Genomic DNA, 25,565 nt, shown 5'->3' with positions numbered 1-25,565 from the left:
GCACTACGCTGCTGACCGTGAGCTTGCCGAACCCCACTCCCAGTGCCCGCGCCGTCGTGACCGGCGCCTCGTCCGGAATCGGCGAGGCGCTGGCCACCGATCTGGCCTCCCGGGGACACTCCCTGATCCTCGTCGCGCGTCGCGGCGAGGTGATGGAGTCACTCGCCGGGACCCTGCGTGACAAGTTCGGCGTCGAGGTCGACGTACGCGCGTGCGACCTGTCGGATCGCGACGCGCGGGCCACCCTCGTCGCCGAACTGGCCGGACGCGAGATCAGCGTCCTGTGCAACAACGCGGGCATCGCCACGTTCGGCCCCGTCGCCGGACTCGATCCCGCGTACGAGCGAGCCCAGGTGGAACTCAACGCCGTTGCCGTGCACGACCTGACCCTCGCGGTGTTGCCCGGGATGCTCGAGCGCAAGTCCGGCGCCATCCTCATGGTCGGCTCCGCGGCAGGCAACATGCCCATCCCCTACAACGCCACCTATGCGGCCAGCAAGGCGTTCGTCAACACGTTCTCCGAGTCGCTGCGCGGCGAACTCAAGGGGACGGGAGTGAACGTCACGCTGCTCGCACCCGGCCCGGTCCGCACCGAGGAGCCCGATCCGGCGGACGCGTCGATCGTGGACAGGCTGGTACCCGACTTCCTGTGGATCTCCAGCGAATACACCGCCAAGGTGTCGCTCGACGGTCTGGCCGACAACAAGATGCGCGTCGTGCCCGGCATCATCAGTAAGGCGATGTCCGTTGCCGGGCAGTACAGCCCGCGTGCGGTGGTCGCCCCGATCGTCGGAACGTTCTACAAGAAGCTGGGCGGATGACCCCCGGGTGAATGTACCGTTCACCCCTGCCGAGGCGCTGAAAGGTACATTCGCCCAGCGTTTCTAGCGCCTGCGACGTTTGCCCGTCCCGAAGATGCTGCGGGAGATCTCGCGTCCGGCGGCCGACGCGGCCGAGCGGAGGAAACTCTTCACCGCGGAGTTCCCGAGAATCTGCTCGGCCATGTTCGGACCCTCCGGTCGTGCGGGCGGGGGTGGCGGCAGGTCGGGCAGCGGGGGCAGGTCGAGGCCCGGTTCCGAGGCCGGCGCTCCGGCGACCTTCGCCGTCAGCTTCTCGTACGCCGATTCCCGGTCGACGGTCTGCCGGTACTTGCCCGACAAGGGGCTCGACGACGACGACGACGTGATCGCGTCGTTGCCGATGGTGTCCATCAGCGAGCGGGGAGGCCGAATCCGCGTCCACGCCACCGGCGTCGGCGCGCCCCGTTCCGACAGGACCGTGACGATCGCCTCACCGATCCCCAGTGAGGTGAGAGCCTTCTCGAGGTCGTAGTTCTCGGTGGTCGGGTACGTCCGTACCGTTTTCGTCAGCGCCTTCTGGTCGTCGGGGGTGAAGGCGCGCAGCGCGTGCTGAATTCGCGCGCCGAGCTGCGACAGCACCGCATTCGGGACGTCCGTCGGCAACTGGGTGCAGAAGAAGACCCCCACGCCCTTGGAGCGGATGAGCTTCACGGTCTGTTCCACCTGCTGCAGGAACGGCTTCGACGCGTCCGCGAAGAGCAGGTGCGCCTCGTCGAAGATGAAGACGAGCTTGGGTTTGTCGAGATCGCCTTCCTCGGGCAACGTCTGGAACAGGTCGGCCAGCACCCACATCAGGAAGGTGGAGAACAACGCCGGACGCGCGGCCTGCGCGCCCAACTCGAACAACGTGATCACGCCCTTGCCGTCGATCACCCGGAGCAGGTCCTCGGTCTCGAGCTCCGGTTCCCCGAAGAACGTGTCGCCGCCGTCGGCTTCGAGATTGACGAGGGCCCTGAGGATCACACCTGCGGTGGCCGGGGACACGCCTCCGATGCCCTTCAGATCGGCCTTGCCCTCGTCGCTGGTGAGATGCGCGATGACCGATCGCAGATCCTTCAGGTCGAGCAGGGCGAGCCCCTGAACGTCCGCCCAGTGGAAGATCAGCCCCAGCGTGGATTCCTGAGTCTCGTTGAGCCCGAGAACCTTGGCGAGCAGGATCGGCCCGAACGCCGTGATGGTCGCGCGGACGGGAATGCCCAGGCCTTCGGTTCCCAGCGAGAGGAATTCGACCGGGGACCCTGCCGGCCGCCACTCGTCGTCACCCGTCTCGGTCGCTCGGGCCGTGATCTTGTCGCCCGCCTCACCCGGCTGTGACAGGCCCGACAGGTCGCCCTTCACGTCGGCCATCACCACGGGAACCCCTGCAGCCGACAACTGCTCGGCAATACCCTGCAGCGTCTTCGTCTTTCCCGTCCCGGTGGCGCCGGCGACGAGTCCGTGCCGGTTGACCGTCGCGAGGGGGATACGCACCCGGGCCGTCCGATCCACGGCGCCGTCGAGAACCACGGTGCCCAGCTCCAGAGCCGCACCCTCCGAGGAGTATCCGGCCGCGATGTCTGCGGCGGCACCAGAGGGGCCGGCGACGCCTGCGGGAGCACGGTTCTCCGCAGCCTCCGCGTCCCGGGCTTCCTGCTCCACCGCCTCTGCCGCTGCCGCGGCCTCCGCCGCGATCCTGGCCGCTTCAGCAGCTGCCGCCCTCGCGGCCGCCGCCCGTTCCGCCGGGGTCGAGGTCGCGCCGCCGTCCTGCGATTGCTGGGTCATCCAAGCCCTCCTCGGACCACGCACGTCGGGAGAAAGTGTCCACCGCAGACCTTATCCCGTGACCCACGTGACTACTGTGTTCCTGGTGCAGGACAAACTTGTGTGGATCGACTGTGAAATGACCGGGCTCCGGCTCGGTACCGACAAGCTGATCGAGATCGCAGCTCTGGTCACGGACAGCGAGCTGAACGTGCTCGGTGAGGGTGTCGACATCGTCATCCACGCCGACGACGACGCGCTCGCGGCCATGCCCGACGTGGTGACCACGATGCACGAGAACTCGGGGCTGACCGACGAGGTCCGGAAGTCCACGGTCACTCTCGCCGAGGCCGAGCAGCAGGTGCTCGCCTACATCCGCGAGCACGTGCCGGTCGCCGGGACGGCGCCGCTCGCAGGCAACTCGATCGCAACCGACCGCGGATTCATCGCCCGCGACATGCCGGACCTCGACACCTATCTGCACTACCGGATGATCGACGTGAGCTCCATCAAGGAGTTGTCCCGGCGCTGGTACCCGCGGATCTACTTCGGTCAGCCCGAAAAAGGTCTCGCCCACCGCGCCCTGGCCGACATCAAGGAGTCGATCCGGGAGCTGAAGTACTACCGGAAGACGGCGTTCGTGCCCGAGCCCGGACCGTCTACCAGCGACATCGCCGCAGTTGTCGAGGAACTCGGGCCCGCCTGAGATACCGATTGGCTTCTCGGGCACCGGACGCGCTAGTATCTTCCTCGCCGAAGTTACTGCCCCCGGGCGGTGCCTGAAGCACATGGTGAGTGTAGTTCAGTTGGTAGAGCACCAGGTTGTGATCCTGGCTGTCGCGGGTTCGAGTCCCGTCACTCACCCCAAACGGAAAGCCCCCGGCCTCGGCCGGGGGCTTTCCTCTTTGCGATTGGTCTGACGCCTGCCGTCAGGCGTTGGCGTTGCCTGCCTTCCAGACATCCCACGGGATGTTCCAGTCCCCGAGGCCGTCCGTGCCCGACAGCGTGCCGCCCAACGTGTTCTTGACGATCACGATGTCGCCGCGCTTCGTGTTGTCGTACACCCACTTCGCGTTGGACGGGCTGAGGTTCAGGCAGCCGTGGCTCGCGTTCGAGTAGCCCTGCTGCCCCACCGACCACGGCGCCGAGTGGAAGAAGATGCCGCTGTAGGACATTCGCGTGGCCCAGTCGACGGGCGTCTTGTATCCCTGTGGGGAGTTGACCGGCACGCCGTAGGTGGACGAGTCCATGACGAGGTTCGCGAACCGGTCGCCGATGATGTAGACGCCGTTGTCGGTGGGTGTGTCGTCCTTACCCATCGATGTGGGCATCGTCATGATCACTTCGCCGTTGCGCTCGAACGTCACCTGCTTGGTGTTGTCGTCCGCCGTCGCGATCACGGCGTCGCCGATGGTGAAGGCCGTGTGGACGTCCTCCTGGCCGAACAGTCCGTCACCGAGATCACGGCCGTACACGGCGACCTTGACGTCCACGGCGGTGCCGGGGGCCCAGTAACTCTGCGGACGCCACCGCACCTCACGGTTGTTCACCCAGTAGAACGCGCCCTCGACGGGCGGATTCGTCGTGACGGTGATGCCGGCCTCCGCGGCCTTGCGGTCCGGGATGTTCTCGTCGAACTGGACCGCGATCGGCTGACCGATGCCCACCACATCGCCCTCCGACGGCATCACGTACGGCTTGGTGACGTTGCCGGGCGCGCTGGTCGTGAACGCCGAAGTCGAGGTGGTGCCGCCACCGAGTCCGTTCGCCTTCACCTCGAGCCGGTACTCCTTGTCGTAACCCAGCGGCTCCGTGTTGACCCAGGACAACCCGTCGGGAGCGATGGCGCCGTCGACCGACTCGCCCTCCGGGTTGAGCATGGTGACCGCCGCGAGCGTGCCGTCGGCCACCGTCACCGTCACCGGCTGTCCGGGTGAGAATCCCACTGCACCATCGACGGCCGACGCCGTCAGCTTCGGCTTGATGAGTTCGGTGACCGGATTGGAATCGATCGGCGCCTCACCTTCCGACGTGACGCTGTCGGCACCGGAGACGGTGCACCCTGCGATCGACAATGCGAATACGAGTGATGCCGCCACAACCGTCGCCGTCTTCGAGACGGATCTCACCGATTGCGCACGCACGCGCCCGCCACGCCCCACACCCATGGATAACCCCACTTCACGTCCTCGCTCCGAATTCACGTTCAAGCCGGCACGTCTCTCGCCTTCGCAAGACGAATCAGCACGTCGAGACCGTGTGGTCTCCAATGATGCCAGCCACTGGAGACCGGTTCCAACCAAGCGCCGAGCCGCTCAATAACGTTCGAATATCAATCGTGACCAGCGGCGCTCTTGTTACGCGCCACCGTGTGGATCGGGTCGCCGCGGGCAGTCGCCACCAGGCGATTTGCATTCCCGAGAAGCGACCCGCTAATGTTCTGTCTCGCAAGAGCGAGCGCCTATAGCTCAGTTGGTAGAGCAAGTGACTCTTAATCACTGGGTCCGGGGTTCGAGTCCCTGTGGGCGCACTTGCACGAAGGCCCCCATCCTCTCACGAGGATGGGGGCCTTTCTCGTGTCACCATCTCAACGCATCGCGCAGGCGGTCAGATGACGAACGGGCCGCCGGAACGTGAAGTCACTACGAACTTCACATCCGACGGCCCGTCGCCAACGAGGGTCGTTCAGCGCAACGCTTTGCGGAGCACCAGGAGCCCTGCCACCGCACCGACGGCGATCAGTCCGTACTTGACCGCCGGCTCGTTCAGCTTCGCGATCAGCGTGCGCTTCGTGTTCTCCACGAGACGCTTCGGGTTGGTGCGGACCGTCAATTCGTCGAGAGTGCTCGCGAGCTGATTGCGCGCGTTCTCGATCTCACGCTCGATGCTCTCGGTGTCCCTGGGCACGTGTCCTCCAACTTGTTCGACTGGTTCGATCAGCGAGAGCGACGCTACCGCGACGATCCCACACTTGCGTCAACCGTAGACGAGAACTCCCGACCTGCGACTCCGTCTCCCCCGATCACGCTTCGGGCCACGTCCACCCCTTCCCGGTAGCCTGACTTCTCGTGACCGACAACAACAGACTCGCCCCCGGAGACACCGCACCCGCCTTCACGCTGCCCGACGCCGACGGCAACGACGTGTCGCTCGCCGACTACCGCGGCCGCAAGGTCGTCGTGTACTTCTACCCGGCGGCGAGCACGCCGGGCTGCACCAAACAGGCCTGCGACTTCCGAGACAACCTCGCCGACCTGAAAGGCGCAGGCCTGGACGTGATCGGCATCTCGCCCGACAAGCCGGCGAAGCTGGCCAAGTTCCGTGACAACGAGGAACTGACGTTCCCCCTCCTGTCCGATCCCGACAAGGCCACACTCGAGGCCTGGGGCGCGTTCGGTGAGAAGAAGATGTACGGCAAGACGGTGCAGGGCGTCATCCGCTCCACGTTCCTCGTCGACGAGGACGGCAAGATCGAAGTCGCCCAGTACAACGTCCGCGCCACCGGCCACGTCGCGAAACTGCGCCGCGACCTGTCCGTCTGATCGACGCCCGGGCGGCTGCGACTCGTCAGCCGCCCGTGAGCCGTTCGATGCCGTCGAGCATCCGGTCGAGGCCGAATCGGAAGTCGTGTTCGAGCCAGTGCGCGTCGTCGGCGTCGCCGGCATCGAACGCACCCCCCGCGATCGCCGCCCGCAGTGCGGGAAACCGCTTCTCGTCGAGCAGTAGCGGGAGCATCCGGGCGTAGTCGACCTGCTCCACCTTCGCCGACCGTTCCAGGTCCAGCGCGAACCGCGCCCGCCCGATCACGAACAGCGAAACATTCAGCACCACTTGCAGCTTCCGGTCCTCGCTCAGGCCGGTGTCGGCCAGCGACTGCAGACCGGCCTCCAGCCACGCGAGATTGTTGGGGCCCGTCGGAGGCGCGGAGATGGTCACCTCCGGCCACCACGCGTGCGCCCGGACCGCCCGGTACTCGCCCAGCGCCCACGATTCGAGTCGGTCCCGCCAGCCCCCCGTCACGACGAGTCCGCGGGGCTCACCGATTGCCCGATCGGCCATCAACTCCACCAGGTCGTCCTTGCTGTCCACGTAGCGGTACAGCGACATGGTGGTGAACCCGAGTTGCTTGGCGACCCGGCTCATGGACAGACCCGCGAGCCCTTCGGCGTCCGCCACCTCGATGGCGGCGTCGACCACCCGCTCGAGACTCAGCCCCTTCCGGGGGCCGCGGGTCCCCGGTTCCTCGATCCCCCAGGCCAGCCGGACGGCCTTGGGCAGGGTCACGGTGGGGTCGTCGGGGGTTTCGTTCGGTCGGGGCATGCACGTGTCCACTTCGTCGGGGTCTTGCGCTCATCCTAAAACTGCGTACTCTGCACACCATGAGTATACGAGATACGCAGTTTTGCGCGTCGGCCCTCTCGGTCACCGGTTTACGCAAGGCATACGGAGACGTCACCGTCCTCGACGGAGTCGACCTCGACGTGCCGCCAGGCAGCGTGTTCGCGCTCCTCGGCGCCAACGGTGCGGGGAAGACGACGATGGTCCGCATCCTGTCGACCCTGACACCGCCTGACGCGGGCACCGTGCACGTCGCCGGGCACGACCTTCGCCGCGACCCCCAGGGAGTGCGGCGGAAGATCAGCCTCACCGGGCAGTACGCGGCGGTCGACGACCTTCTCACCGGCGAGGAGAACCTCCGGCTCATGGCCCGGCTGAGCCACCTCGGCCGCGCGGAGGGCAAGCGGCGCGCCCGCGAGCTACTCGAGCAGTTCGACCTGGTGGACGCGAGAACCCGCCGCGCAGGGACGTACTCGGGTGGGATGACCCGGCGCCTCGATCTGGCGATGAGCCTCATCTCGCGGCCCGACGTCATCTTCCTCGACGAACCGACCACCGGTCTCGACCCGCGCGGCCGGCAGTCCATGTGGGAGATGATCCGAAGACTGGTCGACGGCGGCGTCACCCTCTTCCTGACCACCCAATACCTCGAGGAAGCCGACCGGCTGGCAGACCGGGTCGCCGTCCTCGACGGCGGCAGGGTCGTGGCCGAGGGCACTCCCGACGAGCTGAAACGACTCGTGCCCGGCGGTCACCTCGAGCTCACGTTCACCCGGCCGTCCGAACTGCACGACGTCGCCCAGGCCTTCGACGACGCCGTCCTCGACGCCGACCGCCTGGCCGTTCAGGTCCCGACCGACGGCAGCATCGGCCAGCTGAAGACGCTGCTCGGACGAATCGACGACCAGAGCGTCACCGTCGACAAGCTCTCGCTCCACTCCCCCGATCTCGACGACGTCTTCTTCGCTCTCACCCACAACTCGAACGCTTCCCCGATCCGGAACGAGGCCGCCGCCCGATGATCCCGAACACGCGGCCACGCCCCCTCGACGACTTCGCGGCGATGACCGGCCGCAGCCTGACGCGCCTGCTCCGCAGCCCGGACACGATGATCATGGGCGTCGCCCTTCCGGTGATGCTGCTGCTGTTGTTCGTGTACGTCTTCGGCGGAGCCATGAAGACCGCCACCGGCTACCTCGACTACGTGGTGCCCGGAATCATCCTGCTCTGCGCCGGTTTCGGATCCTCACAGACGGCGGTGAGCGTCACCGGCGACATGGTGCACGGCATCGTCGACCGATTCCGGTCCATGCCCATCGCACGTTCGGCGTTCCTGTTCGGCCATGTCGCGTCCAGTGTCATCCGCAATCTCCTCACGTCCCTCGTCGTGATCGGCGTCGCGATGATCATGGGATTCCGGCCCACCGCAGGCCCGATACAGTGGCTGGCCGCACTCGCGATCGTCGCCCTGTTCATCCTCGCCATCTCCTGGCTGGCGACGGCGCTCGGGCTCCTCGCCGGCACCGAGGAAGCCGCCAACGGGTTCACCTTCTTCCTGCTCTTCCTCCCCTACGTCAGCAGCGCGTTCGTTCCCACCGACACGATGCCGAGCTGGCTACACGCCTTCGCCGAGAACCAGCCCGTCACGCCGGTGATCGAAACGGTCCGTGGCCTGCTGCTCGGCACACCCGTCGACGACACAGCTCTGATCGCGGTGTTGTGGTGTGTCGGAATCGCCTGCGCCGGCTACTTGTGGGCGATCACATTGTTCACGCGGAGAACGGCTCGATGAGTCGTCTCCGCCAGGTGAAACCTGACGCGTCACCGGGAGGGATCTTCGGAATCCGGACGAAAGACGGATAGCCTGGGGCGGTGGAGTCTTCAGTCAGCAAGCAAGCGCCGCGCCGAGTGGACCCGGCGTTGGAGCTGCAGTCGGACCCGCAGGAGCTGCTGCCCCGCAGACGTCCGACCCAGGAACGCAGTCGCCGCAAGTTCGACGCACTGCTCACGGCATCGCGGGAGTTGCTGGTGGACGTGGGATTCGAATCGTTCACGTGCGAGGAGGTCGCCGCACGCGCGGACGTCCCGATCGGCACCCTCTACCAGTTCTTCGCGAACAAGTACGTGATCGTCTGCGAGCTCAACCGGCAGGACCTCGTCGGCGTGCAGCACGAGATCGCCCAGTTCAACGGTGAGGTCCCGTCCCTCGACTGGCTGCGGTTCCTCAATTCCTTCGTCGATCACATGGCGGGCCTGTGGACGTCCGACCCGTCGAGGCGGGAGGTGTGGCTGGCGATGCAGTCAACCCCCTCCACGCGCGCCACCGGGGCCATCCACGAAAAGGCGTTCGCGGAGCAGGTCTCACGGATGCTCGCCCCGCTCACCCCGCAGACGTCGCGGGAGCGGCGCACGATGATGGCCGAGGTGCTCGTCCACGTCGTGTATTCGATGCTCAATTTCTCGGTGCAGGACAACCAGAGCCACGCGGACGCCGTCGCCGAGCTCAAACGGCTGATGGTGGCGTACCTGCTGGTCGCCGAGAAGGAATCGCGCTCCACCTAGCCCGCTACACGCTTGTGCGCCCTTCCGGTTGCCTGAGCTACCAGAAAGGCGCACGAGCGCCGGAGGCGCCTACAGGGACTCGATGACGGCGAACGCGCCCGCCATGTCTCCGTCGTGTGTGAGGGAGATGTGAATCCTCACATCGGTCAGATGCTTGGCGACGTCTCCGCGTAAGCGGATACTCGGTCGCCCCCACGCATCCGTCACCACCTCGATCAGGTGGTGGATCATCTCGGGCAGCACCGGCGGGCTGGCGAAGAGAGACGTGGACCAAGCCTTGATCACTGCCTCCTTCGCAGCCCACCGGGCGGCGAAATGCCTAGCCGGATCGGAGCTCCGGGTCACGGCGTCCCGACGCTCGCCCGGTGTGAAGTTGTCGAGCATTGCCGTCCCTGGCCGGTCCAGCTGCTCGGCGAACTCCGACACCGTCACGAGATCGAAGCCGATCCCCAGAACTCCCATCCGTCGTTCCTACTTGCAGCCGGGCAGACCCGAGCTGTACACGTCGTCCGCTCCCAGGCGCGCGGCCTCGGTGAGCAGGACGTCCGCCTCGAGCTGACGGGACGCTGCGGCCGGGACGCTGTCGCCGCCGAAGCGACGATCCGCCGGACGCTCGTACAGGCTGCCGCCACCGACCATGGCCTTCGCCAGACGACGCTGACCCTCGACGGTGCGCTTGCGTGCCTGCTCGAGGTACGCCTCACGCTTGTCGGCCGGGATGGCCTCGACGAATGCCTGCGAGTGCACGACCGCGACCATGCCCGACACGTGCCCGAAGCCGAGGCTGGTCAGCAGACCGGCCTTCAGCGGGAACTGCTCGCCGAAGCGAAGCGGCTCCCGGGCCCACACGAGGTGTTCGAACTCGGCCATCTTCTCGTCGACGCAGTCGAGGCTGCGGTTCGGCGGCACGATGCCCTGGTCCAGCACCTGGCAGAGACCGATCAGCTGGAATGCTGCGGCACCACCCTTGGCGTGTCCGGTGAGGCTCTTCTGCGAGACCACGAACAGCGGTGCACCTTCGCTGCGGCCCAGGGCCCCGGCGAGACGCTCGTGCAGCTCCGCCTCGTTGGGGTCGTTGGCCGCGGTGGACGTGTCGTGCTTGGAGATCACCGAGATGTCGTCGGCACTGACACCGAGCTTGCCGAGGGACTGGGCGAGCTGCGAATCCGCTCCCCCACGACCCGCGCCGAGCGCACCGATTCCGGGAGCCGGGATCGACGTGTGGACACCGTCCGCGAACGAGCCGGCGTAGGCGACCACACCGAGGACGGGCAGGCCCATCTCGAGTGCCAGGTCACCGCGGGCCAGCAGGATCGTGCCACCACCCTGCGACTCGACGAACCCGCCGCGACGACGGTCGTTGGCCCGGGAGAATCGACGGTCGTCGATGCCCTTGGCCCGCATGTCGTCGGTCTTGGCCGTGGCGGACATGTCACCGAATCCGATGATGCCCTCCGCGCTGAGGTCGTCGAACCCGCCGGCGACCACGAGCTGGGCCTTGCCGAGCTTGATCTTGTCGACGCCCTCCTCGACGGACACCGCGGCCGTGGCGCACGCCGCAACCGGGTGGACCATGGCGCCGTAACCGCCGACGTAGGACTGGACCACGTGCGCCGCAATCACATTCGGCAGGGCTTCCTGCAGGATGTCGTTCGGCCGGTTCTCGCCGAGCAGCGTGTCGATGTACAGCGACCTCATGGAGGTCATGCCGCCCATGCCGGTGCCCTGGGTGTTGGCGACCAGCGAGGGGTGCACCCACCGCAGCAGTTCGCTGGGCGTGAACCCACCGGTGAGGAACGCGTCCACCGTGGCGACGATGTTCCACAGGCCCACGCGGTCGACGGAATCGGCCATGTCGGCGGGGATGCCCCACTTGGTGACGTCGAATCCGGTCGGGATCTGACCACCCACGCTGCGCGTGAGCTTCATCTTGCGGGGGACGCGGATCTCGGTGCCCGCACGGCGGGTGACCTGCCAGTCACCGCTGTCCGGAACCGGGCTCGCGACCGTGTTCTCCGGGTCGGCCTCGACGAAGGCCAGTGCCTCCGCCTCGGTGCTGACGACGAAGCTCAGGTCCTTGTCGAGGAAGACCGACGTGAGCAGCGGTGCGGTGTTCTCGACCATGGAGCCGTCGTCCGCGTAGCGGCGGATGCCGCAGCGCTCGACCACCGTGTCGTGGTACTTGTCCGCGATCTCGGCCTCCGGAACCAGTTCCCCGGTCTCGGCGTCGTACCAGCCTGCGGACGGCGTGGTCTCCCACACGACGAGTCCAGTGTTCCAGGCGAGTTCGAGAACGCCTGCCGCCGAAAGCTCTTCGTCGACCTCCATCTCGAAGCGGGTACGCGAGGAACCGAACGGTCCGAGCTCACCGGCACCGACGATGACGACGAGGTCCTCCGGAGCCGCTGTGACGCCGGACCAGGCCGGTGCCACCGATGCGGAGACCCGCGGCGGGGCGGGCAGAGCCGCGATGGTGTCGAGCTCGTCGACCTCTTCGGCCTCGGCCGCAGCGGTCGCGGCTTCCTGAGCCTGCTTCGCAAGAGCGGGCAGGTCCAGGTTCGCCTGGGCGAGCCCACCGGTCAGATCGGCAGCGAGCGGCTCGGTGGAGGCGAGGCGACGTGCCTCGGGCTCGCACCACTGCAGCAGCTCGGTGGCCATTTCCTGGGTGGACCAGGTACGGACTCCGGCGCCTTCGACAGCCTCGACCAGCGGGTCGTTGCCGCCCATGAGGCCGGTTCCGCGGACCCAGCCGATGAGAGCGTGCACCAGGGTGACGCGCTCGGCCCAGTTGCGCTCGGCCTTCCAGCGGCCGACCACCGCGTCGAGCGCGGCCTTGGCCTCGCCGTACGCACCGTCGCCACCGAACAGGCCACGGTTCGGGGAACCGGGCAGGACCACGTGCAGGTGGGTGTCGACGTCACGGTCGTAACCGATCTTCGACAGTCCGCCGATCAGGCGCTCCACCGACCACAGGAGAACGCGCATCTCCATTTCGGCGCGGGCGCCGGCGTCGGCGAGGTCGCCTGCCACGCGGGGCGCGGCGAACGGGAACAGCAGCGTCGGGGTGACCGCTTCCTTGACGAGCTTCTTCGATCCACCGGCCGTCTCGTACTGGGCCTCACCGATCCACTCGATGAGCGAGTCGATGTCCGTGTAGGACGCCATGTTCGCGGGGACCACCCACAGGGCGGCACCGGCGCGAGCATTGCGGCGGTAGAGGTCGCGGTAGAAGCCGAGACGCTTGTCGTCGAGACGCGAGGTGGTCACGAAGACCGTCGCGCCGCCGGCGAGGAGCTTGCCTGCGACCGAAGCCGCGATGGAGCCCTTGCTGGCACCGGTGACGACGGCGACCTGGTCTGCCCATTCCGGGGTCTCGTCGGTGACGACGACTGCCGCCTCCGCGATACGCCCGTACTTCTCGGCCAGAGCCGTGCGTCCCTCGTCGGTTGCGCGGGCCTGCCACCATGCGGCCTGCGCCGCAACGGACTTGCCTGCACCGGCGAAGCCTTCGATCTCGAGAGACTCCACGCCTGCCGCGTCGATCCACAGACGAGCCAGATCCTCACGTGCACTGGCCCAGCGGTCGTCGAGCAGCACCGCCCGCTTGGCGTCGAACGCGGGAGCGACCAGTCGCGGCCAGTCGGAACCGAGTTCCGCCGACACGAGGTCGACGAGTTCGGTGTCGGTCGGCTGCGCTGCCGTCGCCGTGTCACCTGCGAAGCCGAGCTGCTCGAGCACGAGGCGGGCGGCCGAGGCCAGCACGCCGTCGCGGCCCGTGATGTGCTCGGTGAACTCGCCCAGCGCCGCGGCGTCGACGGTGCCACCGGCTCCGCCACCCGAGGACGGGAGGGAGACGCTGATCCCGCGGCGCGAGGCCACTGCGGCCACTGCGCTGTCGATGACGGCGTCCACTGCGGCGCCGTCGGCGAGACCGCCGCCGGCCAGGCCGCCGAGGTCACCGCCACGAATGCTGGAACCGTCGCGGGTTCCGAGCGCCACCTCGGCGGTGACGTGGTACGCCCAGCCGTCGCCGAGTTCCCAGACCTTCTTCACGCGGTCCGCGATGGCCGCCGGACGACGACCCGAGGGGCCGAAGACCTTGCGGAGGTGATCGTTGATCGAGTCGGACAGCACCGGGCCGAACGGCTTGTACGTGCGGGCCAGGGAGTCGACCGTGCCGGCGAGCGAGCCCATGTCGGCGTCGGCGGCACCGTCGATCGCGCCGAGCGAGAGCTCGGAGCCGAGGTCGACGAGCAGCTGGTTACGCCGCGAGGACACGCCGTCACACAGCGCCTCGATCGTGTCGACGGGGCCGACCTGATCGGGACGGAGCTTGGTCCACAGGCTGATCAGGACCTTGGTGGCGTCGGCGGCCTTGAACGCGATGTCGTCGGGACGCGGTCCACCGGACGGTGCGGCTGCCGGGGCCGGGGCCGCGGCGGGTGCGGCCGATGCGGCGGGCGCCTCGGCTGCGGGTGCTGCGGGCTCGTCGTCCTCGACCGGCGCCGGATCGACGTCGGTGGAGTACACGATGGACGCTTCACGCTCGATGTTGAGGACCTCGACCGGGTAGCCGAAGCGGCCCGGCAGCTTCAGGGTCTGCGACGCGAGGTTCGCGACGGTCGGGACGGAGCCCAGACCGATCTCCACGAACCGCTCGACACCCAGTCCACCTTCGGACTCGTCGGCGAACAGCAGATCCTGCGTCTCGATCCAGCGCACCGGGCTGGCGAACTGCCAGGCCAGGAGCTCGGTGAGGACCACGCGGGTGAGCTCGACCGGCTTCTTCGCCCAGGAGTCGAAGTCCTTCAGCACCTTGTCGAGGGGCTTCGACGGGACCAGGTCGGCGATCTCCTGCACGAACTCCTTCTTCAGGGAGAACGGCTTGGGAACCAGGTTCGGGATGTACCGCCCGATCAGGATGGCCGGGTCGATGTCCTTGGGGAGCAGTTCCTCGAGACGGCCGCGGAAGTCGTCGACACCGCCACGCAGCACCGTGGAGTGGAACGGAACGTCGATGCCCGGAACCATGATGTAGGCGCGCTTGCCACCGAAAGCCTCACGGCGGATGTCGATTTCGACCTCCAGCGCGTTGAGTCCGGCGACCGTACCGGCGATGGCGTACTGCGAGCCACGCAGGTTCAGGTTCACGATCTGCAGGAACTCACCGGTCGCCTCGGCGACACCGGCGACGAAGGCCTCGACGTCGTCGTCGGCCAGACCGATCTGCGACGGGCGGATGGCAGCCATCCGGTAGTCGGAACGGCCGGCCTCGTCGCGGGGAACGAGTGCGTGCATCGCGGAACCACGCTGGAAGACCACCTCGAGAACAGCTTCGAGAGGCAGCACACCGGCGACGGCGGCGAGAGCGTTGTACTCACCGACCGAGTGGCCTGCGAGCAGGGCACCCTCGACGAAGGCACCGGATTCGCGGAGCTCGGCGACCTGAGCCACACCGAGCGTCGCCATCGCGACCTGGGTGAACTGGGTCAGGTGCAGGACACCGTCCGGGTGCTTGTGCTCGACACCACGGGCCTTGACAACCGTCGGGTTGTCGCGGACCACGGCGAGGATCGAGAAGCCGAGGGCCTTGCGGGTGTGCTTGTCGGCGCGATCCCAGATCTCACGGGCGGCCTTCGAGCGGGCGCGGGCGTCGAGGCCCATGCCGGGACGCTGGATGCCCTGTCCGGGGAACGCGTAGACGGTCTTCGGGGCGGCGGTGCGACCCGTTGCGACCATCACCAGTTCACCGTCGATGCGGCAACCGACCTCGACGATCTCGGCGCCACGGTCCACCGCGATGCGGTCGACGCGGACGTCGATCTCGGCGCCCGGGCGAACCATGCCCAGGAAGCGTGCGGTCCAGGCGGTGAGACGACGCGGCGGCGTCTTGGTCTCGGCCGGATCCACGGCGGTGACGACCTGCTGGGCGGCGGCGGAGAGCCACATGCCGTGCACGATCGGGCTGCCGAGGCCGGCGAGCAGTGCCGCGTTGTCGGAGGTGTGGATCGGGTTGTGGTCGCCCGACACCTGGGCGAAGGAGCCCATGTTGCGGGGAGCGACGATCGTGGTGTCGCGGCGACGACGACGCGGGGTGTCGACGGCCTCGTCACTCAGCGAGCCACCGGCGCGGGCCGGGTCGGACAGTTCGCCCTTGCCGGTGCGGCCGCGGATCGCGAAGCGCTCCGACAGGGTGACGACGGCAGGCGCGTCCAGGCCCTCGCCGAGCATGGCGCCGACCTCGACCTTGACCTCGACGACGCGGCCCAGGTCGGTGTCGAGAACCGAGGCGACCTCGGCCTTGACGACGAGAATGCTGGTCTCCGACGGCAGTTCGCCGACGAAATCGACGCTGTGGTCCAGGTGGACCAGGTCGAGCATGCCCTCGATGACGGAGAGCGAGTCTTCGGTCTTGGCACTACCGAGCACGGCGAACACGGCCGGCCAGCAAGCGCCGACGACCACGTCCGGGACGGCCTTGCCGCTGACGCTCAGCGTCGTGGGCAGACCCGAGCCGGTGACACCGGCGTGGTCGGCGACCAGGTCGGGCGTCCAGGCGAGGTTGAGGCGTGCGACACCATTCTTGACGGCGGGCAGTTCCTGACCGGCCGCGACCGCGAGGAGTGCGGTCATCGACTTCTCGGCGTCGGCCTCGGTGACCACCGGAGCTCCACCGTCCGCGACGGACGCGGGAACGGTGATGGTGATCTGGACGGACTTGGCTGCCACCAGCGGGACGGTGAGGAGCACCTGCTGGTCGTCGATGACGGACAGCTCGGCACCGGTGGTCTCGTGCACCGCGAGGGTGTCGGACTCGATCGACCACTTGTCGAGGTCACCGAGCCGGCGAACCGGGTTCAGGGTCAGACGCGAGGCCCACTGGATGTCGGGAGCCGACAGGACGGTGTCGAGGAGGCCGCGGGCGATGTCCGCGTGACGGCGTGCGGGCAGCGACAGCGGCGCGACACCGGCGGTGACCAGCTCGTCGTACGTGGCCTTCTCGAAGCGGTCCAGCAGCTCACCGACAGGCTCGTCGACGCGCGTGATGCCGGCGACGGCGACGGTGCCGGGGATGACGCAGACCTGGTCGGCCGTGTAGCGAGGATCGTGTGCCTGCCACAGCGAGTCGGAACGCCACCAGCGGCGGACGTCACCGTCGACGACGGGCACGAAGTTGACCGGCTTGCCGGGGGTCTTGCACAGCGAGACGAAGAACGAGACGTCCGCGGGGTGCAGAACCGTGGTGGCGTAGTCGGGGTACTGCGCCTGCAAGGCGCAGACGGCCGCCTCGGGACGCTCGAGAATCGCGTCGTCGGCGAACAGGGTGGGGATGGGGCCACGGTCGACCGGGTGCAGACGCGACTCGGTGCGCTGCAGCATCTCACCGAAGCGCGCACGCCAGGTGATGTCGAGCCACGGGCTCGCGGTGGCCTCGGTGATGGCGTCCTGGAGGTCGGTGCCGCAGTCGAATGCCTTCGCCGCGTCGATGCCGACGGCCAGCTCGAGGTAGCGGCGCAGCCACTGCTCGTACGTCATGGTCGCGACGTCGCCGAAGTACGGCTTCGCCGTGATGTTCAGAGCCTCGATGATCTCGTCGCGACGCTCGGCGACGGCGTCGGCGTCACCGGCGACCTCGTCGAGCAGACGGCCCGTGCGGGACGCGGCGTTGTCGATCTCGTGGATGTCGGCGCCGAGCTGGCTACGACCGGAGGCCATGCCGCCCTCGGCGGTGCCTGCTCCGACCCAGTCCGGAGTACCGGGGGTGTCGACGAGGAGCTGCTTCACCTCGGCGGAGGTGGTCGCCTCGAGGGTGGCCATGGCGGCGGTGCCGACCAGGATGCCGTCCAGCGGCATGGCCGGGAAGCCGTGTGCCACGGACCAGCGGCCGGTCAGGTAGTCGGCAGCCTGCTCGGGCGTGCCGATGCCGCCGCCGACGCACAGGACCAGGTTCGGCCGGGTACGCAGCTCGGCGTAGGTATCGAGGAGCAGGTCGTCCAGGTCTTCCCACGAGTGGTGACCACCGGCGCGGCCGCCCTCGATGTGGGCGATGACGGGGAACGAGGGAACCTCGTTGGCGATGCGGATGACCGAACGGATCTGCGCGACCGTGCCCGGCTTGAACGCGACGTAGCTGAAGCCGGCATCGGTGAGGTCGCCGATGATCGAGACGGCGTCCTCGAGCTCGGGGATACCGGCGGTGACGACGACACCGTCGAACGGGGCACCCGCGGCGCGGGCCTTCGGCACGAGGCGCTTGCCACCGACGTGGAGCTTCCACAGGTAGGGGTCGAGGAACATCGAGTTGAACTGCACGGCGCGGCCCGGCTCGAGCAGCCCGGTGAGCTTCTCGACGTTGTCGGCGAAGATCTGCTCGGTGACCTGGCCACCGCCGGCGAGCTCGGCCCAGTGGCCTGCGTTGGCTGCTGCGGCGACGATCTTCGGGTCGACCGTGGTCGGGGTCATGCCGGCGAGCAGGATCGGCGAACGACCGGTCAGCTTCGTGAATGCGGTCTCGACGCCGATGCGGCCGCCCGGCAGCGACACCGGCTTCGGGAGGAACTCGGTCCACGCGGCGGGAACCTCGGGGGTTGCGCCCGGGGTGAGCAGGTTGCGGTGACCGCCACGGGTCGCGGCGGCGACGATGCCGACGCCCTGGCCGCGGACACTGGCCGACGTCATGCGGGTAAGGAGGTCACCGGGTCCGAGGTCGAGGATCCACGCGGCACCGGCTTCGAGGGTGCTGTCGACGGCGGCGACCCAGTCGACGGGATCGACGAGGCAGGCGCTCGTGAGAGCGCGGGCCTTCTCTTCGTCGAGACCGCAGCGCACGGCCCACTGGCCGACGATGTCGATCGTTTCCGCGAGTGCGGGGTGGTGGAAGCCGATCTCGACCGCGAGGGGCTCGAAGACGGGCGCGAAGATGGAGCCGCCACGCTTCTTGGCGTCGCGCTCACGGGCCTCGTCGGCCTCGATCTGCTCGCACCGCTGCTGGACGCGTGCCAGCTGGGCGGGCGGGCCGGACAGCACGACGCGGCGACGGGCGTTACGGATGCCGAGGACGGCAGCGCGCTCGGGCTCGAGGCCCTCCGCGAGCTCCTCGACGATCTGACGGAGTCGTTCCGGGTCGACGTTGGAGACAGCCAGCATCGGGGTGGAGTCGGCGGCGGCGATCACTCCGCGACGACGGCCGACGAGGCCGGCAGCCGCACCGATGAGCTGAGCGAGGGCGAGGAGTTCGCCGTCCTTCTGACCCGAGGTGGCAACGGCCTCCGCGGCGAGGAGTCCCTGGGAGTGGCCGATCACCGACACGGGAGCCGTAACCGCGGGATCGAGGCCCTGAGCTGCCAGCGCACGCAGCGCTGCGATCTGAGTGAGGAAGACGCCGGGGAGAGACACCGCCGCCGAGGTGAGCGCTGCCGCGGAGGGACCGGCCGCCTGGGCGCCGTCCTCTTCGTCGGCGAGTTCCTGCTCGAGGATCCAGGCGATGGGGTCGAATCCGACCGGGCGCACGACGAGGAGTTCCTGTGCCACGGGGGCCAGGTAGTCGGCCGCGTCGTTGACGATCGTGGTGAGTGCCGGCTCGAGTCCGTTGTCGCGGCTCAGTTCCTCCAGCGAGCTCAGCCAGGGCGCGCCCTGACCACCGAAGGCGAGCGCGTACGGCTCACCTCCGAGCAGACGATCCACCAGGGTGCCCTTGCTCGACGACCGAGTGTCGTCCCGGTCTACGCCGATGCGCCGCGAACCCTTCGAGTTTTTTCCGTTTCCTGCGGGTGTCGTGTCGTCAATCGTCACGCGTATGTCCTCTCCTGGTCCCCTCTGGGGGGAGGTGGGGATAGTGTCTGCCGCCCTCGGCATCGTGTGCCAGCTGTATCGGCTCTGATCAGCTCTTCCGGGCTGCTCAAGGTTGACACAGAATCATGAGGATTTCCTCACGTTCACGAGCCGCCGGGGTGTCACAGCCGTGCATCGGAGAAATATCGCGTGATGTCCCTCACAGATCTCCCGCGAAGTAACCGGTGAGTAGATCGCGTCCGTGCTGGACGAGGGCGGTGCGAGGACGTCCAAGAACCTGAGGAAAGCCTCATATTAATCGTTATCAATCTGTTACCACCTTGACGAAGTCCCAGGTTCATGCAGGTCTACGCCCCCGAATCCGGGTCCGCGACCAGCGAAAGCGAACCTGTCGGACCCTCGCACTAATGTTCGAGTCCAGGAACAGCCGACAGCCATTCTCCGGGGGGAAGAAATGAGCACAGCCCACGTCCGCGCCCTACTCGATCACGTCGCCACCGAACTGCCACGAGAGTCGTGGCCGCACTGGACGGAGGGCTGGCCGCACGAGATCGAAGCCGGTCTGCTCGATGCCGCGTTCTCCGCCCGCGCCACGTACGGCACGCCCACCACGGGGGTCCGCGCCGTCATCACCCGCTGGCGCGATCACCGGGCCGCACCCCTCGACGACCTCACAGCGCTCGCCGCGCACGCCGACGAACCCGAAGACCTCCTGGCCGTCCTGAACAACCGGCAGCGAGTACCGGGGAACTACACCACCAAGGCCGAGGCCGTCGCCTCGGCAGCACGCTCGCTCACCGAACTGGGCTGCACCACCTCGGCGGATCTCCGCGACGACGAAGCCCAGCGGAACGCCCTCGTCGCAGTGCCCGGGTTCGGTGGCGCCACCTGGGAGTGCTTCACCATGCAGCTCGGAGTCCGCACCGCTGGATCTCACCAACTGGTGTGCGATTTCCTCGGCGAGGCACTCGATCTCGAAACACCCCCGTCGGCAGCGGAGGCCGAAGACCTCCTCGCCGCAGCAGCAGCGCGGCTCGGGATCACGCCTGCGACCTTCACCCACGCCGTCTGGCGGTACCAGCGCGCGCAGCGGCGGGTGGCGGGTGCGAGATGAAGTACGGGCGAGAGGTGCTCGAGCGGGCGGTCGCAGAATCGACGAGCGTGGCGCGCGTCATCCGCTATCTCGGCCTACGGCCTTCCGGCGGAATGCAAGCTCACCCGAGTCGTCGGATCACGAAGTTCGGGATCGATCCGACCCCTTAACGGAGCGCACACACCAAGGGCAAGCCTGCCCGCAATCGCATGTCGTGGGAGGAGATTCTCGTGAAATTCTCTGCGGCCTCGGTGACGACTGGTGCGGACTCCCACTGATCCTGGATGTCGACCACATACGGGGAGAACCATCGGACTCCCGCTTGCAGGAAGTTCGATTCCTGTGCCCCAACTGCCACAGCCAGACTCCATCGTGGGCCGGGCGAAAGAGCCTCGACCGGGGCCGGCGATCCGATTGACATGTGCTGCGGGGGGGTGCCTTGTTCATGGCGTAGTCTGTGCTTCGCGCGCGAGTGGCGTAATTAGGCAGCCGCGTCAGGTTTAGGTCCTGGTGTCCGAAAGGACGTGGGGGTTCGAGTCCCCCCTCGCGCACTTCTCGGGTTCTTTGCCGATTTTTCGGCGACCCTGTTTCGCTTGGATCGACGGCTCGTCGGGCGCCTGCGGCGGCTGTGACGGCCGCCATAGGCGCAACCTCTCCTAGCAGCGCATTCAGCGATTCAGGTACCGTCGTTACGTGTCCGGTAACCGTAAGCAACGCCGCCCCGCGCTGATCCTGTTGGTGGTCGTCGGGGCCGTCGGGTGCCTCGCACTCGGCTGGTGGCAGTGGACACGTTTCGAAGCGGTGGGCGGGACCGGCCAGAACCTCGGATACGCGTTCCAGTGGCCGCTGTTCGCGGCGTTCCTCGTCTACGCCTATCGGCGATTCGTTCAACTCGAGGACGCCGAACCGGCTGACACCACCGACGTCCCGGATGCTCCCACCGAACTGCGGGAGATCCCGGCCGACGTCTTGCCCCCTCGCCCCTCGGTGGCCGAGGACGACGATCCGGACGACCTCGAGAGCCGGCAGATTTCGCAGTACAACCAGTACCTCGCCGAGCTGTCCGCTCGCGAGACCGATAGGAGCACCACGTGAGCACGGGCCAAGACGAAACGACTGCCGGTTCGGTCGCAGACACCGCGAAGCAGAAGAAGATCGCCCCCGCGCTCCTGCGCTACCGCGTCCTCGCCTACGCCACCGGCGTGTGGCTGCTGGTCCTCACCGCAGAGATGGTGGCCAAGTACATCTTCAAGGTCGACAACCTGCCCAGCTGGATCGCCGTGGTCCACGGCTGGGTGTACTTCGTCTACCTACTGGTGACGCTCGACCTGGCGGTCAAGGTGCGCTGGCCCGCCGGCCGGACGGTCGGAACGCTCCTCGCGGGCACCATTCCGTTCCTGTCGTTCTACGTGGAGCACCAGCGGACCAAGCAGGTCCGCCGCGACTTCGGTCTCTGACCGACGGTCGGCTCCTTCACATGATGACCGGCTGCCCGGTGATCATCGCGATCACGTAGGTCAGCCAGCCCAGCGGTGTCTGCGGCACCATCATCGGCGACATGCGCACCTCCTCCCGTGAAGCGTAGCGAGGATCAGCGCCCGGTGAGCGCCGCCAGGGCGGGGACGAGCTGAACGAGTGCCCGCCCCCGGTGCGAGGACGCGTCCTTCTCCTCGGGTGACAGCTGGGCGGCCGATCGGGTGTCTCCGTCGGGCACGAAGACCGGGTCGTACCCGAATCCGCCGTCACCGACCGGCTCGCGGGCGATGCTCCCCCGCCATTCGCCACGGACCACCGATTCTTCGCCGCCGGGCACCACGAGCGCGCACGCCGAGACGAACGCCGCTCCCCGGCGATCGGCGGGCACGTCGCCGAGCTGTGCCAGGACCAGGGCGGTGTTCGCGGGATCGTTTCCGTGCGTGCCCGACCACCGTGCGGACAGGATTCCGGGCATGCCGTTCAGCGCATCCACCTCGATTCCGGAATCGTCTGCGACACAGGGCAATCCGGTTGCGGCGGCGCCGTCGCGCGCTTTCGCCAGGGCGTTCTCCTCGAACGTCGCACCCGTTTCGGGGGCCTCGGGGTATTCGGGTACGGCATCGAGCCCGACCAGTTCGATCCCGTCGACACCGGCCGCCTCGAGCACCCGATGCAGTTCCCGAAGTTTCTTCGCGTTGCGGCTGGCCACCAGCACCCGTGTGGTTTCCGGCAAGATCTAGCCCCCGAACTTCTTCTTCGACGTCTCCGGGACCTTCGGCTCCGGAAGCGCCCCGGGGTAGGGCAGTTCGAGTGCGGACTTCTGGATCTCGAACAGCTGCTCGCACCCTGCGAGTGCGGAATCCAGCAGTTTGTCGAGTGTGCTCCGCGGGAACGTCGCGCCTTCGCCGGTGCCCTGGATCTCGACGAGGGTGCCGGTGTCGGTGGCCACCACGTTCATGTCGACCTCGGCGCGCGAGTCCTCCTCGTACGGCAGGTCGAGACGTACACGGCCGTCGACGACGCCCACACTCACCGCGGCGATGCCGCAGGAGATCGGCTGGGGGTCGGCGAGACGGCCGGCGGCGCGGAGATAGGTCACCGCGTCGACGAGGGCCACGTAGGCGCCGGTGATGGCGGCGGTGCGGGTTCCGCCGTCGGCCTGCAGCACGTCGCAGTCGAGGGCGATGGTGTTCTCACCGATGGCGGCGAGGTCGATGCAGGCGCGGAGGGAGCGCCCGACCAGCCGGCTGATCTCCTGGGTCCGCCCACCGACCTTGCCCTTGACGGACTCTCGTCCGCTGCGGGTGTGGGTGGCGGCGGGCAGCATGGCGTACTCGGCCGTCAGCCAGCCGAGTCCCGAGCCCTGACGCCAGCGGGGAACACCGTCCTCGACACTGGCCGTGCACATCACCCGGGTGTTTCCGAATTCCACCAGCACCGATCCCGCGGGATGAGTGGTGAAGCCCCGGGTGATCTTGACCTCGCGGAGTTCGTCGTCCGCCCTACCGTCTTCTCGTGTGGTCACGGCAGAGAGCCTAGTCGCCCTCGTGTGGGGCGCGGGCACACGGCTTCAGACGGTGTAGACGCCGCCCGCGGACACTGCGTGCACGGGGCCGGAGAATTCGGCCTTGGCCTCGGCGATGACGTCTTCGCGGGACGTCCACGGCGGTATGTGGGTGAGCAGCAGTTCGGCGACACCGGCGCGGTGTGCCACCTGACCGGCCTCGGTGCCCGAGAGGTGGATCCCTTCCGGCCGATCCGGGCTGTGCGTCCACGACGCCTCGGCGAGCAGTACGTCGGCCCCGCGGGCGAGGTCGATCACTTCTTCGCACATGCCGGTGTCGCCGGTGTAGACGAGGGTGCGCCCGGCGCCGTTGGTCACGCGGAACCCATACGCCTCGGGCGGGTGGTTGACCCGGCGCGCGGTGATGGTGAGGTCGCCGAACGTGACCGGTTCACCGTCGGTCCAGTGGTGCAGGTCGATCGTGTCGGAGATGTCGTCGATGTCGCCGCCGCACTCCGCGGACGCGACGCCGATCCGGCGGGCGGTGTCGGACGGGCCGTAGACGAGTGCGCGACCCTTCGGCGGGTGCGGATGGTAGCGACGCCAGACGAGCAGCCCGGGGAGGTCGAGGCAGTGGTCCGCGTGCAGGTGACTGAGGAGGACGGATACCTCGCCGGGATCGGCGAACCGCTGAAGCGCACCGAGCACACCGGGTCCGAAGTCGAGCACCAGCGGCGGTGTGTCCGGCGCGGTCAACAGATAACCCGATGCAGGTGAGTCTGGTCCGGAGACGCTCCCTGAACACCCCAGGACGGTAATGCGCATACCCGCCATGCTGCCACGACGACCCGTTTCGGAAAAAGCTTCCGACGGAATTGGCGAGTCGACCTCACAACCGATGGGGAACTGTGACCTGACCATGCCGATCTACCGTGAATCCGCCCCCGCTACCGTTCCCATGCCTCTTCGAGGACCTGGACCTGTGGGTCGTAGGTGCCGGTCGAGAGGTACTTCCATCCGGCGTCGGCGACCACGAACGCGATGTCGGCCCGCTGCCCCGTCTCGACGGCGGACCGCGCCACATCGAGTGCAGCATGGAGATTGGCGCCGGTGGAGGTGCCGGCGAAGATTCCCTCGACGTCGATCAGCTCGCGGGTGCGCTCGATCGCCTCGGCGTGACGTACCCGGAATCGCCGGGTGAGTACCGATTCGTCGTACAGCTCGGGCACGAATCCCTCGTCGATGTTGCGGAGGCCGCACACCATTTCCCCGAAGCGTGGTTCCGCGGCCACGATCTCGACGCCGTCGACGTGCTCGCGGAGAAACCGGCCCGTACCCATCAGTGTCCCGGTGGTGCCGAGCCCCGCTACGAAGTGGGTGATCTCGGGAAGATCCCGCAGGATTTCCGGCCCTGTGGTCTCGTAGTGCGCCATCGCGTTGGCCGGGTTGCCGTACTGGTAGAGCAGTACCCAGTCCGGATTCTCGTCCGACAGCCGCATCGCGACGGCGACTGCCTCGTTGGAACCACCCGCGGCCGGAGAGTCGATGATCCGAGCGCCGAACATCGTCAGCAGCTGGCGGCGCTCCATCGACGTGTTCTCGGGCATCACGCAGATCAGCTGGTAGCCCTTGAGTTTGGCGGCCATCGCAAGAGAGATACCGGTGTTGCCACTGGTCGATTCGAGAATCGTCGCCCCTGGAGTGAGACGGCCGTCCCGTTCGGCTTGCTCGATCATTCGTAGCGCCGGGCGATCCTTGATCGAACCGGTGGGATTGTGATCCTCGAGTTTGGCCCACAACCGCACCGGGCTGCTGCCGTTCCAGCGTGGCGACAGCCGGGGCAGGCCGACCAGAGGTGTGTTCCCGAGAGTGTCGATGTACGAATCGAACCTTGCCACGGCAGCGATCAGCCTTCCGTGACTACACAGTGAACGGACGGACACTCGCCGTCGACGTCGGGGGTCGAAACTGTGACAGCCATGATCAACTCCTGAGGGTGCGGTGGGGTGCGGCGACGGAGATCCGCCGCTGGGGACGCCCGGACGTCGGCGACACGGTGTGTGCGCGAACCCGCGAGTTCGAACCACCTCCACCGGCCCTCCGTGACGACACTGTCGACAGCTCTGAACTACGCAGTTCCTGGGTGCCCGGATCTCGCGAGGAGCCTACCAGCAGGCCGCACGCTCAGCGGTCGGATGCG

The 25,565-nt window shown here is 67.8% G+C and carries 19 protein-coding genes and 3 tRNA genes; 12 read left to right on the top strand and 10 right to left on the bottom strand.

All coding sequences use genetic code 11. The features are described 5' to 3' along the window. Window positions 1-17 precede the first annotated feature (17 nt). Entirely contained in the window at window positions 18-821 is an 804-nt protein-coding gene (cmrA, locus tag WKC72_RS15920; RefSeq protein WP_370183307.1) for a mycolate reductase, read from the top strand. A gap of 63 nt (window positions 822-884) precedes the next feature. Here the strand turns inward: cmrA and WKC72_RS15915 are convergent, their stop codons facing one another. Beyond that, window positions 885-2,621: a helicase HerA-like domain-containing protein gene (locus tag WKC72_RS15915; RefSeq protein ID WP_370183305.1), complete on the bottom strand. Its 1,737-nt coding sequence runs from the start codon at window positions 2,619-2,621 to the stop codon at window positions 885-887. 85 nt (window positions 2,622-2,706) lie between these two features. Here WKC72_RS15915 and orn point away from each other — a divergent pair, with 85 nt between their 5' ends. Both orn and WKC72_RS15905 read left to right on the top strand, forming a co-directional pair. After that, on the top strand, window positions 2,707-3,306 hold the full coding sequence (gene orn / locus WKC72_RS15910; protein ID WP_037236527.1) for an oligoribonuclease: 600 nt from the start codon (window positions 2,707-2,709) through the stop codon (window positions 3,304-3,306). 85 nt (window positions 3,307-3,391) lie between these two features. Next, window positions 3,392-3,467, top strand: a tRNA-His gene (locus WKC72_RS15905). Window positions 3,468-3,529: 62 nt separating this feature from the next. Here WKC72_RS15905 and WKC72_RS15900 read toward each other — a convergent pair. Further along, window positions 3,530-4,768, bottom strand: coding sequence for an Ig-like domain-containing protein (locus WKC72_RS15900; RefSeq protein ID WP_037236399.1), 1,239 nt, complete (start codon window positions 4,766-4,768; stop codon window positions 3,530-3,532). A 289-nt stretch (window positions 4,769-5,057) separates the two neighbouring features. On the opposite strand from WKC72_RS15900, the gene WKC72_RS15895 reads away from it, so the two are divergent. Further along, window positions 5,058-5,130 (top strand) — tRNA-Lys (locus WKC72_RS15895). Window positions 5,131-5,285: 155 nt separating this feature from the next. Here WKC72_RS15895 and WKC72_RS15890 read toward each other — a convergent pair. Continuing rightward, complete coding sequence (locus tag WKC72_RS15890) at window positions 5,286-5,507, bottom strand: DUF3618 domain-containing protein (RefSeq protein ID WP_037236402.1); 222 nt, start codon at window positions 5,505-5,507, stop codon at window positions 5,286-5,288. A gap of 161 nt (window positions 5,508-5,668) precedes the next feature. On the opposite strand from WKC72_RS15890, the gene bcp reads away from it, so the two are divergent. After that, complete coding sequence (gene bcp / locus WKC72_RS15885; RefSeq protein WP_112300630.1) at window positions 5,669-6,142, top strand: thioredoxin-dependent thiol peroxidase; 474 nt, start codon at window positions 5,669-5,671, stop codon at window positions 6,140-6,142. Between the two features lie 25 nt (window positions 6,143-6,167). Here the strand turns inward: bcp and WKC72_RS15880 are convergent, their stop codons facing one another. After that, a complete protein-coding gene (locus WKC72_RS15880) occupies window positions 6,168-6,920 on the bottom strand; it encodes a TetR/AcrR family transcriptional regulator (protein ID WP_052033397.1) in 753 nt (250 codons plus the stop codon). A 59-nt stretch (window positions 6,921-6,979) separates the two neighbouring features. Here WKC72_RS15880 and WKC72_RS15875 point away from each other — a divergent pair, with 59 nt between their 5' ends. The 3 genes from WKC72_RS15875 to WKC72_RS15865 all read left to right on the top strand — a co-directional run bounded on the left by WKC72_RS15875 (window position 6,980) and on the right by WKC72_RS15865 (window position 9,500). Further along, window positions 6,980-7,960: a daunorubicin resistance protein DrrA family ABC transporter ATP-binding protein gene (locus WKC72_RS15875; RefSeq protein WP_037236405.1), complete on the top strand. Its 981-nt coding sequence runs from the start codon at window positions 6,980-6,982 to the stop codon at window positions 7,958-7,960. After that, window positions 7,957-8,730 (top strand): ABC transporter permease, encoded by a 774-nt coding sequence (locus WKC72_RS15870; protein ID WP_112300631.1) that lies wholly within the window; start codon window positions 7,957-7,959, stop codon window positions 8,728-8,730. The genes WKC72_RS15875 and WKC72_RS15870 overlap by 4 nt, the downstream gene beginning before the upstream one ends. An 80-nt stretch (window positions 8,731-8,810) precedes the next feature. Then, window positions 8,811-9,500, top strand: a complete 690-nt coding sequence (locus WKC72_RS15865) for a TetR family transcriptional regulator (protein WP_005248286.1) — start codon at window positions 8,811-8,813, stop codon at window positions 9,498-9,500. A gap of 69 nt (window positions 9,501-9,569) precedes the next feature. Here the strand turns inward: WKC72_RS15865 and WKC72_RS15860 are convergent, their stop codons facing one another. Further along, window positions 9,570-9,962 carry a holo-ACP synthase gene (locus WKC72_RS15860; RefSeq protein ID WP_037236411.1) on the bottom strand — a complete coding sequence of 131 codons (393 nt, stop codon included), beginning with the start codon at window positions 9,960-9,962 and terminating at the stop codon, window positions 9,570-9,572. Between the two features lie 9 nt (window positions 9,963-9,971). Beyond that, a complete protein-coding gene (locus tag WKC72_RS15855; protein WP_112300632.1) occupies window positions 9,972-19,292 on the bottom strand; it encodes a type I polyketide synthase in 9,321 nt (3,106 codons plus the stop codon). Window positions 19,293-19,746: 454 nt separating this feature from the next. On the opposite strand from WKC72_RS15855, the gene WKC72_RS15850 reads away from it, so the two are divergent. The 4 genes from WKC72_RS15850 to WKC72_RS15835 all read left to right on the top strand — a co-directional run bounded on the left by WKC72_RS15850 (window position 19,747) and on the right by WKC72_RS15835 (window position 21,842). Next, window positions 19,747-20,406, top strand: coding sequence for a hypothetical protein (locus WKC72_RS15850; RefSeq protein WP_112300633.1), 660 nt, complete (start codon window positions 19,747-19,749; stop codon window positions 20,404-20,406). A gap of 445 nt (window positions 20,407-20,851) precedes the next feature. Then, a tRNA-Leu gene (locus tag WKC72_RS15845) sits at window positions 20,852-20,936 on the top strand. A 142-nt stretch (window positions 20,937-21,078) separates the two neighbouring features. After that, on the top strand, window positions 21,079-21,480 hold the full coding sequence (locus WKC72_RS15840) for a transcriptional regulator (RefSeq protein WP_112300634.1): 402 nt from the start codon (window positions 21,079-21,081) through the stop codon (window positions 21,478-21,480). After that, window positions 21,477-21,842, top strand: a complete 366-nt coding sequence (locus WKC72_RS15835) for a DUF3817 domain-containing protein (protein ID WP_037236425.1) — start codon at window positions 21,477-21,479, stop codon at window positions 21,840-21,842. Before WKC72_RS15840 ends, WKC72_RS15835 begins: the two co-directional genes overlap by 4 nt. 134 nt (window positions 21,843-21,976) lie before the next feature. Here WKC72_RS15835 and rdgB read toward each other — a convergent pair whose 3' ends face one another. From rdgB to WKC72_RS15815, 4 genes are all read right to left on the bottom strand, one after another. Then, window positions 21,977-22,594, bottom strand: coding sequence for an RdgB/HAM1 family non-canonical purine NTP pyrophosphatase (gene rdgB / locus WKC72_RS15830; protein WP_112300635.1), 618 nt, complete (start codon window positions 22,592-22,594; stop codon window positions 21,977-21,979). Window positions 22,595-22,597: 3 nt separating this feature from the next. Continuing rightward, window positions 22,598-23,386, bottom strand: coding sequence for a ribonuclease PH (gene rph, locus WKC72_RS15825; protein ID WP_112300636.1), 789 nt, complete (start codon window positions 23,384-23,386; stop codon window positions 22,598-22,600). Window positions 23,387-23,431: 45 nt separating this feature from the next. Continuing rightward, entirely contained in the window at window positions 23,432-24,190 is a 759-nt protein-coding gene (locus tag WKC72_RS15820; RefSeq protein WP_176582586.1) for a cyclic nucleotide-degrading phosphodiesterase, read from the bottom strand. A 122-nt stretch (window positions 24,191-24,312) separates the two neighbouring features. Further along, the gene (locus WKC72_RS15815; RefSeq protein ID WP_112300638.1) at window positions 24,313-25,263 is read right to left on the bottom strand and encodes a PLP-dependent cysteine synthase family protein; all 951 of its coding nucleotides are present in this window, start codon (window positions 25,261-25,263) and stop codon (window positions 24,313-24,315) included. Between the last annotated feature and the right edge of the window lie 302 nt (window positions 25,264-25,565).

The organism is Rhodococcus wratislaviensis, from assembly GCF_041228765.1.
Classification (GTDB): Bacteria; Actinomycetota; Actinomycetes; order Mycobacteriales; family Mycobacteriaceae; genus Rhodococcus_F; species Rhodococcus_F wratislaviensis.
The sequence above is the reverse complement of the archived record's forward strand: the minus strand, read 5'-3'. Positions and strand labels throughout refer to the sequence as shown.

Bases quoted from the DNA above. Each gene is read 5' to 3' on its own strand.
- WKC72_RS15870 (WP_112300631.1), top strand. From the start codon at position 7,957: ATGATCCCGAACACGCGGCCACGCCCCCTCGACGACTTCGCGGCGATG.
- WKC72_RS15850 (WP_112300633.1), top strand. From the start codon at position 19,747: ATGAGCACAGCCCACGTCCGCGCCCTACTCGATCACGTCGCCACCGAA.
- WKC72_RS15880 (WP_052033397.1), bottom strand. From the start codon at position 6,920: ATGCCCCGACCGAACGAAACCCCCGACGACCCCACCGTGACCCTGCCC.
- WKC72_RS15820 (WP_176582586.1), bottom strand. From the start codon at position 24,190: ATGCGCATTACCGTCCTGGGGTGTTCAGGGAGCGTCTCCGGACCAGAC.
- WKC72_RS15860 (WP_037236411.1), bottom strand. From the start codon at position 9,962: ATGGGAGTTCTGGGGATCGGCTTCGATCTCGTGACGGTGTCGGAGTTC.
- WKC72_RS15900 (WP_037236399.1), bottom strand. From the start codon at position 4,768: ATGGGTGTGGGGCGTGGCGGGCGCGTGCGTGCGCAATCGGTGAGATCC.
- WKC72_RS15915 (WP_370183305.1), bottom strand. From the start codon at position 2,621: ATGACCCAGCAATCGCAGGACGGCGGCGCGACCTCGACCCCGGCGGAA.
- WKC72_RS15875 (WP_037236405.1), top strand. From the start codon at position 6,980: ATGAGTATACGAGATACGCAGTTTTGCGCGTCGGCCCTCTCGGTCACC.